Source organism: Rhizobium phaseoli, from assembly GCF_001664385.1.
In the GTDB taxonomy this organism is placed as follows: domain Bacteria; phylum Pseudomonadota; class Alphaproteobacteria; order Rhizobiales; family Rhizobiaceae; genus Rhizobium; species Rhizobium phaseoli.
Genome location: NZ_CP013532.1, coordinates 3,675,389 through 3,693,037, shown reverse-complemented (window position 1 = coordinate 3,693,037; position 17,649 = coordinate 3,675,389). Strand labels below are relative to the sequence as shown.

Sequence of the window (17,649 nt, the reverse complement as noted above, 5' to 3'; positions counted from 1 at the left end):
AGAATAGTTCCATAGGGCGATAATTATTTGCTCGACGATCTCCGGTTGAGCCGGCTGGTGCTCAAGCATTCGTTATTTTGAGGACGGCGGCCGCAGTCGCATAATTCGCATTGGCTGAAAGGAGGATGCATATGAAACGCTATTCATACTCGATAATCGGACTGGCGCTTATGACCGCCATCATCGCCAATCCAGGCATCGCATTCGCCTGCAACAAGCTGATCGGCACCTGAGCCGCACCCCCGCTTTCAAGGCGTGGCCTCGGCCGCGCCTTTCCTTTCTCGCTGGCGAAACGATCGACCGCCCGAAAGCCGCCCCTTGCGTCCCGATACAATCCTTTCTATATCGATCGCTTATCGAAAGGCGGCCGATCCCGCCTGATACAGCAATCCGCCGCAATTGCAGCGCAAGGGCGGATGATGAGCGCGCAGAATTTGGCACCACCGTTGAACACACTGGATTTTGACAAGAAGCCGGAAGAGACCCGCGTCGTCGTCGCCATGTCGGGCGGCGTCGATTCCTCCGTCGTGGCCGGTCTTCTCAAGCAGCAGGGTTACGACGTGCTCGGCATCACGCTGCAGCTTTACGATCATGGCGCCGCGGTTCACCGCGCCGGGTCCTGCTGCGCCGGCCAGGATATTGACGATGCGCGCCGCGTCTGCGAGACGCTCGGCATTCCGCATTATGTGCTCGATTACGAGAAGCGCTTTCGCGAGACGGTGATCAATCCGTTCGCCGAAAGCTATGTGGCCGGCGAAACGCCGATCCCCTGCGTCTCCTGCAACCAGACCGTCAAGTTTGCCGATCTGCTGGCGACCGCCAAGGAGCTCGGCGCCGATGCGCTGGCGACCGGCCACTATATTCGTTCGCGGCCGAACCCTTCGCCCGAACATCCCGGCCGCCGCGCGCTGTTCCGTCCGGCCGACGCCGACCGCGACCAGAGCTATTTCCTGTTCGCCACGACGCAGGAGCAGATCGACTATCTGCGCTTTCCGCTCGGCGGCCTGCCGAAGGCCGAGACCCGCCGGCTGGCCGAAGAGATGGGCCTCGTCGTCGCCAAGAAGGCTGACAGCCAGGACATCTGCTTTGTGCCGCAGGGCAAATATTCCGACATCATCACCAAGCTGAAGCCGAATGCGGCGCTCGCAGGCGAGATCGTCCATCTCGACGGCCGCGTATTGGGAACGCATGAAGGCATTCTGCACTTCACCATCGGCCAGCGCCGTGGCATCGGCATCGCCACCGGCGAGCCGCTCTACGTCGTCTACCTCGACGCCCGCTCGCGCCGCGTCATCGTCGGACCGAAGGAGGCGCTGGAGACGCACCGCGTTTATCTGCGCGACGTCAACTGGCTGGGTGACGAAACGCTTGGCGAAGCCGCATCCGGCGAAGGCTTCGCCTGCTACGCCAAGGTCCGCTCGACCAGGGCGCCGGCACCCGCCGTGCTGCATGTCGATGCCACCGGCACCTATGTCGACCTGACGGTCGGCGAGGCTGGGATCGCCCCCGGCCAGGCCTGCGCGCTTTATTCCGCGCCCGGCGACGACGCCCGCGTCTTCGGCGGCGGCTTCATCGAGCGCTCCGAGCGCGAGCCCGCCGCGGAGGCGTCGCTCAAGGCCCTGCTCGCAAGCCCCGTCGCCGCCTGAAACCAATAGGAGAGGGCGGGCGACAAACCCCACCGTTTTTCTCCATCATGCGCTTGACACAAAGGCAAAGCGCACCTTATAAGCCGCTCATCCCACGAGCCCGCAGCGCTTCGCGAGCAGGTATCGTTTGACCAGTGGCGGAGTAGCTCAGTAGGTCAGAGCAGAGGAATCATAATCCTTGTGTCGGGGGTTCAAATCCCTCCTCCGCTACCATCTCAAAACCAAATGACTTCAATTGGTTGAGTGGTATTCCGTCGATGCTTCGGCGCGCCCCATGTTGCGTCATATTACAGGTACTTCCCTCATTTCGGTTCTTCGCAACGATCGCACCGACGCCTCGAAATAATGTTATGGGGTTGCAGCTCCTGTAACCTCGCCAACGGGCGAGATCATGTAGCAAGGGCAGGAGTTCTGCGGCGAGGAGGATCAGCCACGTCGCGCCTGAGAGAAGCTCGGTACGCGGCTTCAGCGCAGCATGCGCTTTCTGGTGGCCAAATACGGAGCGAGTCAAAACTGCGAAGCAACGTAGACGCTGCGCACATTCCCCCGATTTTGATCACGCCGAGGCCAGCACTATCTGTAGAGCACAAAGTGCAAGATGGGCATTTTCATCGCCCAAAGATGGGATGCCGCAGCGATAATGATGGCCCACAAGGCCAGCGAGAACATGACCGCTGCTAACCTGAATCCCATTGAATGCATCATTTCCTCCATCCCAGCATAAACGTCCCTCCTCGGACGATCTATTGCTAACAGGGCGCAGGTCGATCAGCTATCGCAAGAAATCGCTACCAGAGAACCCCTGCAGCGGCGCCCGGAAAGCTGCAAGGGCTGGCGATGCGGCGCCCTTTCCCTATTCCTCAAACGACAAAGTGGAAATTGTCGTATTGCGCGCCATAATAGTCGGGCCCGCTGGTTTCGGTGATGACGGGCTCGGTGTCGAGCACGAGATAGTCGATCGCGCCATAGGCGCTGAGATCAATCACCTGCGGGTCATGAATGCTGTCGGCGGTCACGTTGACCGTGACCAAGAACACGGTATCGCCGTTCAGCCTCCCTTCGATCGTCAGAACGTTGTCATAGTCCGATGTGCCATTTGCCACGCTGAATTGCTCGATCTGGAAGGTGCCGCCATCGGCGGCCTGGATGGGTGTCCAGAATACGCCGCCTGACAGATAATGGTTGCCGTCGGCTTCCTTTTGTATCGCTGCATCGTCACCATCGTGCCATGCGCCCCAATCGAAGCCCTTGTAGCCTGTGGGGAAATCATGTTTGCCGACATCCTCGAAATTCACGAAGATGTCGCCACGCTCCGGCAGATCGACAGCGATATTCAGCAAGCCGAAGTCGGTGGCGCCTTTGCCGTCCGAGATCTTGAAATTGAACTGGTCGACGAGTTGATCTCCCGGGCCGAGCGCTGATACCACCGGATTGGAGTGATCGAGTTCATAGGTGTAGTAGCCGTCGGAATAGACGGTCAGCGTGCCGTATTTCCCTTCGATCGCCGTCGTCGTGGCCGCTCCGTCCGGATTGGATGGTTGCGGAATTCGCTGCCCGTTCACGAAGTTGAGGCGCACGGGATCTCCGTCGGCATCCGTGGAACCGTCCAGCATGTTGCCGTCAACCGGCGTGTCGACGTCGAAAATGGGCTGGTATACGTCCGCTGCGATCGGCTTGTGGTTTGCCATTTCTACCTCCCGTCTGAAGTTCCGTTCGAACATGCAAGCGTATCGGGTGCTTGGCAACGAAGTTTTGCCCAGCGTCTGATCAACTCAGCCTGCCAAATCCACGGGCCCAATTGTCTGCAGCTTAAAGATCTTAGTAGGGGGATTCGCTCGGTAATGAGAATTTATGCGTTGTCTTACGCTGATGCCGCTTCCGGAATATACGGCATTGTTGCCTCAATGGAGGCCGCCCACTCCGAGAAAAGTTTCGACGGCTTCGTGGTCCTTGGACAGATCTGTCGGTGTTCCCGCCCAGGCCAACCTGCCGCGTTCGAGTATGACGACCTGATCGGCGAAATCGAGCGCGCTCTGGATGCGTTGCTCGACGAGCAGGATGGTCATGTCGCCTGACTTGGCGAGTTCGGCGAAGGCAGCCATCAGTTCTTCGCAAATAACGGGGGCGAGCCCCTCCAGCGGTTCGTCGAGCAGCAATACGGACGGGCGGCCGAGAATTGTGCGGGCGGTGGAAAGCATCTGCTGCTCGCCGCCGGAGAGTTGGTTGCCGAGATTGCGGCGGCGCTCCTTCAGCCGCGGGAACATCACATAGGCCTCTTCCAGCACCGTTTTCGGCCGCGCCTTCAATCCGACGAAGAGATTTTCTTCGACCGTCAGTGTCGGAAAGATGCAGCGCGTCTGCGGCACATATCCAAGGCCCTTGTGGGCCCGTGCCGCGCTCGACGCTGCGGTGACATCCAGATCGCCGAGCCGGATGTGGCCGTGATAGCGCCTGGTTTGCCCGGCAAGTGTCGCGAGCAGCGTCGTCTTGCCCATGCCGTTGCGGCCGAGCACGGCAAGCCGTGCTCCAGCGGGCACCGAGAACGAAATGCTTTCCAGTACCCGTGTCGGGCCATAACCGGCCGAGAGATTGTCGACCTCAAGCGATATGGCTGGCATTGGCATAATTCCCGAGATAGGCCTCGCGCACACGCGCATTCCTGGTGACATCGGCCGGCAGGCCATCGAAGATGATCGCGCCCGCCGCAAGCACGATGACGCGTTTGGCGAAGCGGAAGACGAGATCCATGTCGTGTTCGATCATCAGCACGGCGAGATCGCCGGGCAGGTCGGCCAGCGCCTGCTCGATGCGGCCGGTATCGCTCTGCGGCACGCCGGCTGCCGGCTCGTCGAGCAGCAGCACCTTCGGCTTCAGCGCCAGCGCGACGGCAAGTTCCAGGAGCCGCTGTTGCCCATAGGCAATCTCGCTGACCTTGCGATTCATCAGCGGCGTCAGTCCGAGCTTTCCGAGAAGGTCGTCGATTTCGGCCATGACATCGGGCATCGAGAGGAAGTTTCCGAACATCTTCCGGGTCTTGCCATTCCGCTGCAGGATAGCCAGTCCTACATGTTCGGCGGGTGTCATGTCCTGGAAAAGCCGTGTCACCTGAAAGGAGCGCACGAGGCCGCGCTTGACCCTGCCGATCGCATTAACCGCCGTCACCGTCTCACCGCCGAGGCGGACCTCGCCGGAATCGGGCGAGAGATTACCGGTGACGAGATTGACGAAAGTGGTCTTGCCGGCGCCGTTCGGGCCGATCAGCGCGACGCGGTCGCCGGGCGCCATCGCCAGCGAGACATCGTTGGTGACGGCAAGACCACCGAAGGCTTTCCTGAGATTGGCAACTTCGAAGACCGGGCTCATCAGCGCTGCTCCCTGCGGCGGACAATCAACGCTGCGGCCGTTCCGTAAAGCCCTTTCGGCGCAAACAGCACAACGGCGATCAAGAGCGCACCGACCATGGTCAGCCAATGGAACGGATTGGCGGCCGAGACATAGTCCTCGAAGAGCATGAAGATGATCGTGCCTGACAGCGCGCCGAAGAGGGAGCCGGTGCCGCCGAGCACGAGCATGACGAGCGCTTCGGCTGACTGGGTGAAGGACAGGCTGTCCAGGCCGACGACCTGCGTCGAGATCGCATTCAGCGCGCCGCCGACACCGGCAACGGCGCCGGAAATGACGTACATGCGGATGAGCGCCGCCTTCGGCGAACCACCCATGGCGCGGATGCGCAGCGGATCTTGCCGGATGCCGCGGCAGAGCATGCCGAAGGGCGAGCGCACCAGCAATCGCAGTAGCGCGAAGACAACAAGCAGCAGCGCCGTTCCGAAGAAGAAGGCGGTTTGACCGTAGAGATCGAATTCAAAAAGGCCGAAGATCGGGTCCGGCGCGATGCCGGAAAGCCCGTCACTGCCTCCTGTCCACGACGAGGCCTTATTGGCGAATTCATGGAAGAGGTGGATGAGGGCAATCGACAGCACGAGCTGCGGCAGGCCATGCGCGCGCAGAATGATCGCGCCGCTGAGCAGCCCCGAAGCTGCGCCACCGGCAATGCCGGCAAGCAGCATCAGCAGCGGATCATTGACGCCGTAATGCGCGGACAGGATGCCGGCGGCATAGGCACCGGACCCGAAAAGGGCGGCATGGCCGAGCGTCGCAACGCCGCAATAACCGGTCACGAGATCGAGCGACAGCACGAGCAGCGCGATGGTGATCATCCGCGTCAGCAGCGCGAGATTATCAGGGAAGGCGAAATAGCCGACGGCGGCAACGGCGATGATTACCATGATGCCGGCGAGATCGCGGCTGACAAAACCGCGCCGATGCGGGAGACCTTCGTTTTCTTTGTTCATCACCAGCGCCATCTCACTTCGCCCTTCCGGCAAGGCCGCGCGGGAAGATGCAAATGATCGCGATCACGGCGAGATAGAAGAAGAATTCCCCGAATTCCGGCATCAGATAGCGGCCTGTCGTATCGATGGCGCCGAGCAGCAGGCAGGCGATCAGCGCCCCAGGTATTGAGCCGGCGCCGCCGACGGAGACGACGACCAGGAAGGTCACCATGTAGCGCAGCGCGTAATAGGGTTCGACCGGCAGGAGCTCGGCGCCGACCACGCCGCCGAAGGCGGCAAGCCCGACGGCAACGGCAAAGCTCACCGCATAAATGATCTCGGTGCGCACGCCGAGTGCCGCCGCCATCGCCGCATCGTCGACGGAGGCGCGCAGCTTGACGCCGAAGCTGGTCCGGTCGATGGCGAACCAGAGCGAGACCGCGACCACCAGGCCGCAGAGGATGACGAAAAGTCGGTGCACGGGGATGGTGCGGAAGCCGAGGTCGGCCGAACCCTGCAGGGCAGCGGCAAGCGGTATGGTCTTCAGCGTCGGTCCCATTGCATAATTCGCAATGCCGATGACGCAGAAGGTGATGCCGATCGTCATCAGCACCTGGGTCAGCTCCGGCGCGCCGTAGATCTGGCGATAGAGAAAGCGCTCGAGCGGGATTGCGATGATGATCGTGGCGACCACGGCAGCGACGACAGCCACCGCATAACCGAGACCGAGGTCATGTGCGGCATAGGAGGCGATGTAGCCCCCGATCATGGCGAAGGCGCCGTGCGCGAGGTTGACGACGCGCATCAGCCCCATGGTGACGGAAAGGCCGATCGAGATCACGAAGAGCACCATGCCATAGGCTAGCGCATCGACGGCTATGCTGAAGATTGTCTGCATGGACCTACCTGCTTGAACGCGACAGGCGTGGAACTCCATGCCCGTCGCATGTTCTGACGCCCGAAGTTACTTGGCCGCCGCCAGGCCCGGATCGCCCTGCTTCTCGAAGGTCTTGACCTCCTTGTTGATGTAGGTCCCGTCGTCCGTCTTGGCGACTTCGCGCAGATAGATGTTCTGCGTGATGTGGCGGCTTTCCGGATCGATCGAAACCGGGCCGCGCGGGCTCACCCAGGCAAGGCCTTTGACCGCATCGACAGCCTTTTCGGCATCTTGCTTGCCGCCCGTCGCCTCGATCATCTTGTAGATCACATACATGCCGTCATAGGCGCTGACCGCGGGGAAGGAGAGTTCGGCCTTGTTGCCGATCGCTTTAGTGGCAGCCGCGACGAAAGCCTTGTTTTCGGGCGAGTCGTGCGAAACGGCATAATGGAAGGTCGTCTGGATGCCGAGTGCGGCATCACCCAGCGCCGGCAGATCGGATTCCCGGGTCAGGTCGCCGGGCGCGAAAAACTTGATGCCGGCAGCCTTCAGGCCATTCTCGTTATAGGCCTTGACGAAGCCGAGCGTCGTCGGGCCTGAGGGCAGGAAGGCGAAGACGCCCTCAGCGCCGGAATCCTTGATGCGCTGCATGATCGGGCTGAAGTCGTTGGTCGCAAGCGGCATGCGGATCGCCTCGACCACCTGGCCGCCGGCCTTTTCGAAACCGGTCTTGAAGGCGTTTTCGGCGTCGATGCCGGGACCATAGTCGCTGACGACCGAAATGACTTTCTTGACGCCTGCGTCGAAGGCGACCTTGGCGATCGGCGTCGAGGTCTGCCAGGTCGTAAACGAGGTGCGGACGACGAGCGGGCTTTTGGTGACGATGGCCGAGGTGGCGGCGTTCATGACGACCATCGGCACATTGCCCTGCTTGAGGATCGGCGTCACCGCCATGGCATCGGGGGTGAAATAGAAGCCGGCGAGATACTGGACCTTTTCCTTGACGATTAGTTCCTGGGCAAGCGCCTTGGATTGGGCAGGATCGGCCTGCGGCACGTCGCGATAGACAATCTCGACGGTATCGTTGCCGACCTTGCTGCCGTTGACAGCCATATAGGCATCAATCCCGGCCTTGAAGTTCTTGCCCTGGAGCGCGAAGGGACCGGAGAACGGGCCGATGACGCCGACCTTGATGGTGTCGGCATAGGCGCTCGTGCCGATCGCGATTGCCGCAGCGGCGGCCAGAAACAACTTCCTCATCTTCTCTCTCCCTTTTCGGCGTACTCCGGCGCCGTATTGAATTTCAGATTAGCTTGTCATGCGAAATGGTGATGTAAAATGAAATAAATCCCCAAACACATGACCTGATGGTTATGGTTCTGCGTCTCGAACACCCGGTTCACTGCGTGTGCGCGCAGCTTTCATCCGCAATGCTTCAGAATGGCAACCCCACATAATTTTCGGCAAGGACCGTCGAGGCGGCGCGGGAATGCGTGAGATAGTCGAGCTCGGCCTCTTGAATCCTTTGGTCGAAATCACTCGTATCAGGGAAACGATGCATCATCGTCGTCATCCACCAGGAAAACCGCACGGACTTCCACACACGGGCAAGTGCAACCTGCGAATAGGCGTGGATGCCATGATCCGAGCCTTCGCGGTAATGCTCGATCAGGCCGGAGAAAAGGTAGTGGACGTCGCTGGCTGCAAGGTTCAGCCCCTTGGCGCCGGTCGGCGGCACGATATGGGCGGCGTCGCCGACAAGGAAAAGCCGGCCGAAACGCATCGGCTCGGCGACGAAGGAGCGTAACGGAGCAATCGATTTCTCGAAGGACGGCGCGGTTTTCAACGCCTCGGCGTGATGCGCCGGCAGGCGCCGTCTGAGCTCGTCCCAGAAGCGGTCGTCGCTCCAGTCCTCGACCCTCTCGTCGAGCGGGCATTGGAGATAATAGCGGCTGCGTGTCGCCGAACGCATTGAGCAGAGCGCAAAGCCCCTGGGATGGTTGGCGTAGATCAGTTCGTGGCTGACCGGCGCCACGTCGGCAAGCAGGCCCAGCCAGCCGAAGGGATAGACCTTCTCGAAATGTTTGATCGCCCGTTCGGGGACGGCCTTGCGGCTTGCGCCGTGAAAGCCGTCGCAGCCGGCGATGAAATCGCAATCGATGCGCCTGGCAGCGCCGTCCTTTGTATAGGTAACGAAAGGAGAGCGGCCGTCGAAGCCATGCGGCGTGACATCGGCGGCACTATAGATCGACAGCGCTCCGCTTGCTTCGCGCCGCTCCATCAGGTCGCGCGTCACCTCGGTCTGGCCGTAGACGGTGACGCGCCTGCCGCCGGTGAGTTCATAGAGATCGATGCGATGGTCGCGTCCGTCGAAGGCGAGCGAGAAGCCTTCATGCGGCAGGCCTTCGGCATGTAGCCTCGCTCCGGCTTTGGCCTGATCCAGCAGCCCGACAGTGCCTTCCTCCAGAACGCCGGCGCGCACCCGGCCGAGGATATAATCCTTGTTGACGCGATCGAGAATGACATTGTCGATGCCGGCTTCGGTCAGAAGCTGACCGAGAAGCAAGCCGGATGGTCCCGAACCGATGATGGCGACCTGGGTTCGCAAATGCTTCCTCCCTCACACTTCTTGCGTTTTGTCAGATTCTGCCGTGCCGACTGGGTCGCCTCAATGGACATTCCCGCCTAAAAATTGCACTAATCGAACATCAGCGCGGGAGGAGCCGATGAGCAGGCATATACCGACCTACGAGCTCTACGGCGAAAACGTCGGACGATCGCCGGAATTTTGGTTGCATTGCGAAACAATTCGCTCCCGCAGCAGCCTGCATCAATGGGAGATCCGGTTGCACCGCCACGAGAGTTTCTTTCAGATATTATACATCGAAGCCGGTTCGGGCGATGCGATTTTCGGTGAGAGCAGCCATGCCATCCGGCCGCCGGCGGTCGTTACGGTTCCTCCGGGGTTCAATCACGGCTTTCGTTTTTCACGCAATATCGACGGTCTTGTCATCACCATATTGCGGTCCCATCTCAGCCATCCGCCCGGCGAGCGGAGCCATCTCGGCGAATGGCTGGCGACGCCGCATCTGACGCCGCTCGATCCTGATCATGCGGAGGCTGCCCATGTGATGCAGACGTTGCGACGGCTGGGCGACGAATTCGAAAACCGCCGCAGTGGCCGCAACGAGGTCTTGGCTGCCTACGTCGCCTTGGCGCTGCGGCTGACGGCGCGGATTTCCCATGAGGGAAATGCGCGGGAGCTTTCGTCAAACGAAAACGAGCGGCGGATGGACCTGCTGGGCGAGCTCATTCAGCAGCATTTTCGATCCCACAAGCCGGCATCCTTCTATGCCAGGGAGCTCGGGGTTTCGCCGACACATCTCACCCGGATCGTCCGGTCGATGACCGGCAGCACGCCGCACGAGTTGATCGCCGCCAAACTCGTTGAGGAGGCGAAGCGTCAGCTTGTCTTTACGCTCAGCAGCGTTCAGGAAATCGGATTCCGCCTCGGCTTTGCCGACCCCGCCTATTTCTCGCGCTTCTTCCTCAAATATACGGGAGAAACACCGCGGGTCTGGCGGATAAGGGAGAAGGTCCGGCTGGAGGGTGTATAGAAGGCGGGCATCCTTCTAAACATCATCTGGTTATCTCTAAGCCTTCCCCAGATGCTTCGGCCAGAATTCCTGATGGACTTCGGCGGCTTCGTCTTCGAGGCTCGTTGGGCCGACCACGGTGACGAGGCGCGCACCGGTTTGCAATACCGCCCGACTCGGCACGTTCAACCCGATTCCAGCGATCTCGCCAAGCCGCGTTTCGGAGCACGCAAACACCATATGCCCGATGCCTGACCAGTAGATCGCCCCGGAGCACATCGCGCAAGGCTCCGTGCTGGTGTACAGCGTGCAGTCTGCGAGAAAAGCAGTGTCGTAATGCTGCGCCGCCAGTTTAACCAGATTCATCTCGGCGTGGTTCGTCATATCATGGCCGCTGAAGACGCTGTTTTCGGCGCGCAGGATTACTTCGCCGTTCTTCACCAGCACCGAGCCAAACGGTTCGCCGCCGCCCTGTTCGATCGCGGATCTCGAGAGCGCAATCGCCTCGCGTAAAAACGGCTCGTGATTTTCCATCCCGTCTCCCCCAAAAGCTAGAGCGGGACGATTTTGTCTTGAAACTGACGGATTTCCAAGGGCTGCAAATCAGATTCGAGTCGGCGATCTGAATAGCCGCAACCGTCATTTTCTGGCTCTATCGATGAGTTCTGAGCCTAGGCTTGACCGACACAGTTGAGATATTCAATCGAGCCAATGCGCGATTGGCCTTCCTGTGCATTGTGCCGGCCTTCGCCTCACGCCGTCGGCCACGTCCAGTTCCGTACCTCCGGCATGTCCTCGCCGTATTCCCTGACATAGGCGTGATGCTCGGCAAGCTTGTCGTGGAAGGCGGCAAGTGCATCCGCAGCCTTTTCCTTCAGGCCCGGTACGCGCTCAATCGCTTCGATCGCGAGATGGTAGCGGTCGAGTTCGTTGAGGACGGTCATGTCGAAGGGTGTCGTCGTCGTGCCCTCTTCGATGAAGCCGCGGACGTGGATGTTCTCGTGGTTGGTGCGCTTATAGGTCAGGCGGTGAATGAGATAGGGATAGCCGTGATAGGCGAAGATGACAGGCTTGTCTGACGTGAAGATCGCATCGAAGGCCTCGTCGGTCAGGCCGTGCGGATGCTGGTCTCTGGATTGCAGCGCCAGCAGATCGACGACGTTGACGGTGCGAATCTTCAGCGCCGGTATGGCTTTGCGCAAGAGATCGACGGCGGCAAGCGTCTCCATGGTCGGCACGTCGCCGGCGCAGGCCATGACGAGGTCGGGCGCGACGGCCTCTTCCTCGTTGCTTGCCCAGTGCCAGATGCCGATGCCGGCTTCGCAATGTTTCACCGCTTCGTCCATCGACAGCCATTGCGGCTCCGGCTGCTTGCCGGCGACGATGACATTGATGCGGTCATAGGTGCGCAGGCAATGATCGCCGACCCAGAGCAGGGTATTGGCATCCGGCGGCAGATAGATGCGGACGATATCCGCCTTCTTGTTGGCGACGAGATCGATGAAACCGGGATCCTGGTGGCTGAAGCCGTTATGGTCCTGGCGCCAAACATGCGAGGTCAGCAGGTAGTTCAGCGAGGAGATCGGCTTTCGCCACTCCAGCTCGCCCGTCACCTTCAGCCATTTGGCGTGCTGGTTGAACATGGAATCGATGATGTGGATGAAAGCCTCATAGCAGGAGAACAGGCCGTGGCGGCCGGTCAAGAGGTAGCCTTCCAGCCAACCCTGGCAGAGATGTTCGGAGAGCACCTCCACGACGCGCCCATCGCGCGAGAGATGGATATCATAGGGTTCGATATCCTCCATCCAGACACGGTCGGTGACTTCAAAAACGCTGCCGAGACGGTTCGATTCCGTCTCGTCGGGGCCGAAGATCCGGAAATTCGCTGCCTCGGCGTTGAGCTTCATCGTGTCGCGCAGATAGTGGCCGAGGACCTGCGTCGACTGCGCCACAACACTGCCGCGCCTGCCGATGTCGACGGCATAGTCCCTGAGATCAGGAACAGCCAACTCCCTGCGCAATAGGCCGCCATTGGCATGCGGATTGGCGCCCATACGGCGTTTGCCGGCAGGGGCGAGTGCCCGCAGCTCAGGCTTCAACCGGCCTCCCGTATCGAACAGGTCTTCCGGATCATAACCGCGCATCCAGTCCTCGAGGATCTTGCGGTGGCCGTCGTCCTCCCGGCAGTTGGAAACCGGCACCTGATGGGCGCGCCAGAAGCCTTCCACCTTCTTGCCGTCGACCTCCTTCGGGCCCGTCCAGCCCTTGGGGCTGCGCAGCACGATCATCGGCCAGCGCGGGCAGCCGTCTGCAGCCTTGCCGTTGCGGGCCTGGTGCTGAATGTCGCGGATGCGGTCGAAGATCCGGTCCATCGTCGCGGCCATCTGCTGATGCATATCGCGTGGCTCATGGCCGTCGACGAAGAACGGTTCATAGCCGTACCCTTCGAAAAGACGGCGGAGATCATCGTCAGCGGCACGGCCGAGAATGGTCGGGTTGGCGATCTTGTAGCCGTTCAGATGCAGGATCGGCAGCACGGCGCCGTCGCGGGCGGGATTGAGGAACTTGTTGGAGTGCCAGCTCGCCGCCAACGGCCCGGTTTCGGCCTCGCCGTCGCCGATGACGCAGGCGACGATCAGGTCGGGATTGTCGAAGGCGGCGCCATAGGCGTGGACGAGGGCGTAGCCGAGTTCGCCGCCCTCATGGATCGATCCTGGCGTTTCCGGTGCCGCGTGGCTCGGGATGCCGCCAGGGAAGGAGAATTGCCGGAAGAGCTTGCGCATGCCTTCGGCGTCCTCGGAAATATCAGGATAGATCTCACTATAGCTGCCTTCGAGATAGGTGTTGGCAACCATGCCCGGCCCACCATGACCGGGGCCGCATATATAGATGACGTCGAGATCGCGGCCGCGGATCAGGCGGTTGAGATGCGCATAGATGAAGTTGAGGCCGGGCGTCGTGCCCCAGTGGCCGAGCAGGCGCGGCTTGATGTGCTCCGGTTTCAGCGGCTCGCGCAGCAGCGGATTGGCAAGCAGGTAGATCTGGCCGACCGAGAGATAGTTGGCGGCCCGCCAGTAGCGGTCGATCAGGCCGAGTTCGGCCTCGGTCAGGGCGGCGGCGGTCGAGATATGCTTTTCCATGGGCTTCTCCCGTTCGAAAACGCGTTCAACGTCATTTCTAGCCGCCGGCGCCGGCGCGCCATTGATCTGGATCAGCGTTCGCCAAGAAGCGACAGCGCCTCGTCGGCGATGACCTGTTCCTCGTCCGTGGCAATGACATGGGCGGCGATGCGGCTTTCCCCCGAGCTGATCGTAAAACCATTGGCGGCATTGGCCTTTGCGTCGATCGAAAGGCCGAGCCAGGTGAGGTGTTTCGCCACGCCGGCGCGAATCTCCGGCTGGTGCTCGCCGATGCCGGCGGTGAAGACGACGGCATCGAGGCCGCCGAGGGTTACCGCCATGCGGCCGATCTCCCCGGCAATGCGCAGCGTGAAGAGGTCGATTGCCTGGCGTGCCTCCAGCCGTCCGTCCGTCAACAGGTCGCGCGTGTCGGCGCTGATGCCGGAAACGCCGAGCAGGCCCGAGCGGTGATAGAGCAGATCCTCGATTTCGCCCAGGGAGCGTTTTCTCTCTCCTGCCAGATGCAGGATGACGCCAGGATCGAGCCAGCCCGGGCGCGTCGCCATGGGGATGCCGTCGAGTGTCGAAAAGCCCATGCTGCAATCGCGGCTGATGCCCCCGTCCAGCGCACAGAGGCTGGCGCCGCTGCCGAGATGTGCGACCACCGCCTTGGCGGCCTGCGGCGCCTGGCGGGCAAGTTCGCCGGCAATGAACTTATAGGAAAGCCCATGGAAGCCGTAACGTTTGATGCCCTCGTCGTGCAGGGAGCGGGGTATGGCGAGGCGGCGTACGAGGTCGTCCTGGGTGGCGTGGAAGGCGGTGTCGAAGGAAGCCGTCTGGGCAAGATGCGGCTTCAGATGCCTGAGCGCGCGGATGAAACGCAGCGCCTGCGGCTGGTGCAAGGGGGCGAGAGGGATCAGCGATTCGACGGCATCGATAGCGGCGGTGTCGAGGGCGATCGCACCCGTGAAGCGGTCGCCGCCATGGACGACGCGGTGACCGGCGGCGCGGCTGGCGGCTATGTCGAAATGATCGGCGAGACGCGCGAAAGTCTCGTCGATGACATCGTGCAGGTCTTCCGTCACCTCCGCCTTCAACGGCACGTCGAATGTCTGCGGCCCCCGCCTCAGTCCGAGTGAAAGCGGTTCGGCGCGGAGATCGATCACGCCCTTGCCAATGGGCCGCGCCTTGGCGCCTTCCATGGCAAAGATGCCGATCTTGACCGTCGAGGAGCCGGCATTGAAGGTCAGAAGCAAGTCGTTCGAGGGCATGTCTTGGCAGACTCCATGCGGCGTGATGATGGGGCGAACTTAGCGCCGGGGCAGCCGGCGGAAAGGCATGCATTGGTCCATCGGTTATTTTGCCGCGGTGCAGCCCATCATCTGAAGCTCCGTCAGGCCGTCGACGCCAGATTGGCGTTGCGGTCGCGGATAAAGATGCCCGCCTCGGCGGCGGGCATCGCCTTGCCGAAGAGATAGCCCTGGCCGATGTCGCAGCCGAGTTGCAGCAGGAAGGCGAGCTGGCCATGCTCCTCGATACCTTCCGCAGTCGTCTTGATATTGAGGCTTCTGCCGAGGCCAAGCATGGCGCGGACGATCTTTTCCTGGCGTTCGTCGTCGCGATAGGTGGCGATGAAGCTCTTGTCGATCTTGATCTTGTCGAAGCGGTAGCGGGCGAGCTGGGCGAGGCTCGAATAGCCGGTGCCGAAATCGTCGAGGGCGATCTGGATGCCGGCCGCGTGCAACTCATCGAGGATGACGGCGGCGATGGCGGGATCCTGAATCAGCGCGTTTTCCGTGATTTCCACTTCCAGGCGCTGCGGCGGCAGGCGGCTTGCGGAAAGGACTTTAAGGATGCGGGAGGTCAGCAGCTTGTCTTCCATCTGCACCGGCGAGACGTTGAAGGACAACATGACATGCGCCGGCCAGGTGAGCGCGTCGCTACAGGCCTGGGTGAGCAGATCCTCGAACAGGGCGGTGATCATGCCGGTTTCCTCGGCAATGTCGATAAAAACCGGAGGTGGAATGTGGATGCCATCCTCGCCCGTCCAGCGCGCCAGCGCTTCGAAACCGCAGAGCTGACCAGTCTTCAGGTCGATCAGCGGCTGATAGAAGGGCTTGATGTCCTTATTGGCGATTGCGGCACGCAGCCTGGTTTCCAGGGAGGCGCGCTCCGCTACCTTGTCCTGCATCGAGGTTTCAAAGACGAGATAATGATTGGGACCGCGTGATTTGGCCTCATACATAGCGAGATCGGCGCGGTGGGCGGCATTCTCCAGCGGTTCGGTCCCCTCAGCCCAGCGATCGTAGCCGACGCTGGCACCGACTTCGACGGCAAAGCCGTCGATATGGATCGGCCGAGTCACGGCCTGGATCAGCAGCTTGGCGAAACGCTCCTCCCGCTGCGCCGTCAGGGCGAAGGCGACAATGATGAATTCGTCGCCGCCGAAGCGATAGACGCAATCGGCATTGCCGAGCGCGCAGATGCGCCTGGCGACTTCGATCAACAGCACGTCGCCGCCCTTGTGGCCGACGAGATCGTTGACCTTCTTGAAGCCGTCGAGATCGACCGAGAAGATGGTGACGTTGTGGTCCCATTCCTCGATTTCGGCCTCGTCGCTTTTGACCGGCCGTGCGAGGATCTTGCGCTCGAAGGCGTAACGGTTCGGCAGCTTGGTCAGATGATCGTGGGTTGCTGTCCAATCGGCCTTCGCCTGGGCGGCGACGCCCAGTTCCATTTCCTTGCGCAGGTCGGCAATCCGCAGCACCGAATAAATGAAGCTCATGGCGCCGGAGATGCCGAGCCCAAGAACGAGCTTGTCGGCGCCGTAGTCGCCGAAACCGGTCATGAAGGAAGCCAGGCTGTCGTCGAAGTGCAGCAGTGTACCGAGGAGCCAGAGGGTTATTCCAAACCCGACAACCGACATGCATTGCCTTCCGGCCCTGCTTTGGAAAAACACCGGCATTATGCCTTCTCCATCTCCACCCGCGTCGAGATATCACGAAAATCTGAAATGTTCGTTGAAACCAGAAGGCGAATTATCAGAGGGGGCGGTTTGCCGCTGTGCCGTCAGGAGACTGGATAACGTTGCGATGCAACCAGGATTAGCATTGCAGCTATTGCACCGATTTCGACCATAAGGAGAATAATTGCCGCAGCCAGTTGGCACTGCAAAGATCAGAAAGAAGAACAACGAAGGCGAGCGTGCTGTCGCATGCTCGCCCTTTTTCGTGCTTCAGGCGGTGACAATCAACAGCGGAACGCTGACGATGAGACCGGCCAGTACCGTGTACGTGGCGAAGCGCATCAAACGCAGGCGCCGCGTACGTTCTCCACTCCAATCATATGTCATTCTTCCATCTCCTTGGGACAAGGAAGTAGTCCCGGCAAACCGGGTTCAACAGCAATGATGCGATTTGCTTGTGTAAGGCTGGATAAGATGAGGAATTTCTAATGCTGGAAGCGCAGAGACCAGCGGCTGCCGTTGCTGGTCATACGAAGGATGGCAAGTGGCTCGACGTCGCTCAGCCAGAAGGAAGAGGGCGGCGCTTGAAGCACATGCGCGACCGCCGCCCGGATGACGGCCGCGTGGCTGACGGCGATGACGTGACCGCCGAGGCCCGATTGGCTGTCCATCCAGCCGGCGACGCGCTTTCGCAACTCAGCAAGACTCTCGCCGCCGTGCGCTGTTGCTTCCGGCTCGGTCATCCAGACAATGAGGTTTTCCGGCTCTTCCGCCTCGATCGCCGCGATCGACTTGCCAGCCCAGCGGCCATGGTCGCAGTCGCGAAGCGACGGCTCTATCGCGGCCCGAAGCCGCAACGCCTCGGCTGTCTGGCGGGCGCGCAAGGCGGGGCTCGTGACAATACGGTCGGCGCGGGGCAGGGCGGCCATCCTGCCCGCTTCTTCTGCGGCCTTGCCTTCCAGCGGTTCGTCGAGCGGGAACAGGGCCTTGCGGCTCGCAGCCGTCGCGCCGTGGCAGATCCAGGTGAGGCGCGTGTTCACGGTCGTGCTGATCTCCGGATAGCGGTGGGGATGGCCCTTAGGCGCTCGTGAAGTTTCGTTGACAGTGTCTTCGGC

The 17,649-nt window shown here is 61.2% G+C and carries 14 protein-coding genes and 1 tRNA gene; 3 read left to right on the top strand and 12 right to left on the bottom strand.

Going from position 1 to position 17,649, the window contains the following annotated elements:
* The first annotated feature begins 446 nt into the window (after positions 1–446).
* Both mnmA and AMC88_RS17785 read left to right on the top strand, forming a co-directional pair.
* Positions 447–1,646, top strand: a complete 1,200-nt coding sequence (gene mnmA, locus AMC88_RS17790; protein ID WP_029532158.1) for a tRNA 2-thiouridine(34) synthase MnmA — start codon at positions 447–449, stop codon at positions 1,644–1,646.
* Between the two features lie 136 nt (positions 1,647–1,782).
* Positions 1,783–1,859: transfer RNA gene (locus AMC88_RS17785), tRNA-Met, on the top strand.
* Positions 1,860–2,506: 647 nt separating this feature from the next.
* Here the strand turns inward: AMC88_RS17785 and AMC88_RS17780 are convergent.
* From AMC88_RS17780 to pobA, 7 genes are all read right to left on the bottom strand, one after another.
* On the bottom strand, positions 2,507–3,334 hold the full coding sequence (locus AMC88_RS17780) for a VCBS domain-containing protein (protein ID WP_064825591.1): 828 nt from the start codon (positions 3,332–3,334) through the stop codon (positions 2,507–2,509).
* A gap of 213 nt (positions 3,335–3,547) precedes the next feature.
* Positions 3,548–4,264 (bottom strand): ABC transporter ATP-binding protein, encoded by a 717-nt coding sequence (locus AMC88_RS17775; protein WP_064825590.1) that lies wholly within the window; start codon positions 4,262–4,264, stop codon positions 3,548–3,550.
* On the bottom strand, positions 4,245–5,009 hold the full coding sequence (locus AMC88_RS17770) for an ABC transporter ATP-binding protein (RefSeq protein WP_016737150.1): 765 nt from the start codon (positions 5,007–5,009) through the stop codon (positions 4,245–4,247). Before AMC88_RS17770 ends, AMC88_RS17775 begins: the two co-directional genes overlap by 20 nt.
* The gene (locus AMC88_RS17765) at positions 5,009–6,010 is read right to left on the bottom strand and encodes a branched-chain amino acid ABC transporter permease (protein WP_064825589.1); all 1,002 of its coding nucleotides are present in this window, start codon (positions 6,008–6,010) and stop codon (positions 5,009–5,011) included. The genes AMC88_RS17770 and AMC88_RS17765 overlap by 1 nt, the downstream gene beginning before the upstream one ends.
* A gap of 1 nt (position 6,011) precedes the next feature.
* Positions 6,012–6,875, bottom strand: a complete 864-nt coding sequence (locus tag AMC88_RS17760) for a branched-chain amino acid ABC transporter permease (protein WP_064825588.1) — start codon at positions 6,873–6,875, stop codon at positions 6,012–6,014.
* Between the two features lie 66 nt (positions 6,876–6,941).
* Positions 6,942–8,114 (bottom strand): ABC transporter substrate-binding protein, encoded by a 1,173-nt coding sequence (locus tag AMC88_RS17755; RefSeq protein WP_064825587.1) that lies wholly within the window; start codon positions 8,112–8,114, stop codon positions 6,942–6,944.
* 175 nt (positions 8,115–8,289) lie between these two features.
* The gene (gene pobA, locus AMC88_RS17750) at positions 8,290–9,462 is read right to left on the bottom strand and encodes a 4-hydroxybenzoate 3-monooxygenase (protein WP_016737146.1); all 1,173 of its coding nucleotides are present in this window, start codon (positions 9,460–9,462) and stop codon (positions 8,290–8,292) included.
* 118 nt (positions 9,463–9,580) lie between these two features.
* On the opposite strand from pobA, the gene AMC88_RS17745 reads away from it, so the two are divergent.
* A complete protein-coding gene (locus AMC88_RS17745) occupies positions 9,581–10,471 on the top strand; it encodes a helix-turn-helix domain-containing protein (protein ID WP_016737145.1) in 891 nt (296 codons plus the stop codon).
* 36 nt (positions 10,472–10,507) lie between these two features.
* Here the strand turns inward: AMC88_RS17745 and AMC88_RS17740 are convergent, their stop codons facing one another.
* The 5 genes from AMC88_RS17740 to AMC88_RS17720 form a co-directional block, all read right to left on the bottom strand.
* The gene (locus AMC88_RS17740; protein WP_064822668.1) at positions 10,508–10,984 is read right to left on the bottom strand and encodes a nucleoside deaminase; all 477 of its coding nucleotides are present in this window, start codon (positions 10,982–10,984) and stop codon (positions 10,508–10,510) included.
* Between the two features lie 218 nt (positions 10,985–11,202).
* The gene (locus tag AMC88_RS17735; protein ID WP_064825586.1) at positions 11,203–13,590 is read right to left on the bottom strand and encodes a phosphoketolase family protein; all 2,388 of its coding nucleotides are present in this window, start codon (positions 13,588–13,590) and stop codon (positions 11,203–11,205) included.
* 71 nt (positions 13,591–13,661) lie between these two features.
* Complete coding sequence (locus AMC88_RS17730) at positions 13,662–14,840, bottom strand: acetate/propionate family kinase (RefSeq protein WP_064822666.1); 1,179 nt, start codon at positions 14,838–14,840, stop codon at positions 13,662–13,664.
* A 122-nt stretch (positions 14,841–14,962) separates the two neighbouring features.
* Positions 14,963–16,534 (bottom strand): putative bifunctional diguanylate cyclase/phosphodiesterase, encoded by a 1,572-nt coding sequence (locus tag AMC88_RS17725; protein ID WP_064822665.1) that lies wholly within the window; start codon positions 16,532–16,534, stop codon positions 14,963–14,965.
* 485 nt (positions 16,535–17,019) lie between these two features.
* Entirely contained in the window at positions 17,020–17,574 is a 555-nt protein-coding gene (locus AMC88_RS17720) for a histidine phosphatase family protein (protein WP_037141148.1), read from the bottom strand.
* Positions 17,575–17,649 lie beyond the last annotated feature (75 nt).

Bases quoted from the DNA above. Each gene is read 5' to 3' on its own strand.
- AMC88_RS17725 (WP_064822665.1), bottom strand. From the start codon at position 16,534: ATGCCGGTGTTTTTCCAAAGCAGGGCCGGAAGGCAATGCATGTCGGTT.
- AMC88_RS17735 (WP_064825586.1), bottom strand. From the start codon at position 13,590: ATGGAAAAGCATATCTCGACCGCCGCCGCCCTGACCGAGGCCGAACTC.
- AMC88_RS17770 (WP_016737150.1), bottom strand. From the start codon at position 5,009: ATGAGCCCGGTCTTCGAAGTTGCCAATCTCAGGAAAGCCTTCGGTGGT.
- AMC88_RS17740 (WP_064822668.1), bottom strand. From the start codon at position 10,984: ATGGAAAATCACGAGCCGTTTTTACGCGAGGCGATTGCGCTCTCGAGA.
- AMC88_RS17780 (WP_064825591.1), bottom strand. From the start codon at position 3,334: ATGGCAAACCACAAGCCGATCGCAGCGGACGTATACCAGCCCATTTTC.
- AMC88_RS17765 (WP_064825589.1), bottom strand. From the start codon at position 6,010: ATGGCGCTGGTGATGAACAAAGAAAACGAAGGTCTCCCGCATCGGCGC.
- AMC88_RS17775 (WP_064825590.1), bottom strand. From the start codon at position 4,264: ATGCCAGCCATATCGCTTGAGGTCGACAATCTCTCGGCCGGTTATGGC.
- AMC88_RS17760 (WP_064825588.1), bottom strand. From the start codon at position 6,875: ATGCAGACAATCTTCAGCATAGCCGTCGATGCGCTAGCCTATGGCATG.
- AMC88_RS17745 (WP_016737145.1), top strand. From the start codon at position 9,581: ATGAGCAGGCATATACCGACCTACGAGCTCTACGGCGAAAACGTCGGA.
- AMC88_RS17730 (WP_064822666.1), bottom strand. From the start codon at position 14,840: ATGCCCTCGAACGACTTGCTTCTGACCTTCAATGCCGGCTCCTCGACG.
- AMC88_RS17755 (WP_064825587.1), bottom strand. From the start codon at position 8,114: ATGAGGAAGTTGTTTCTGGCCGCCGCTGCGGCAATCGCGATCGGCACG.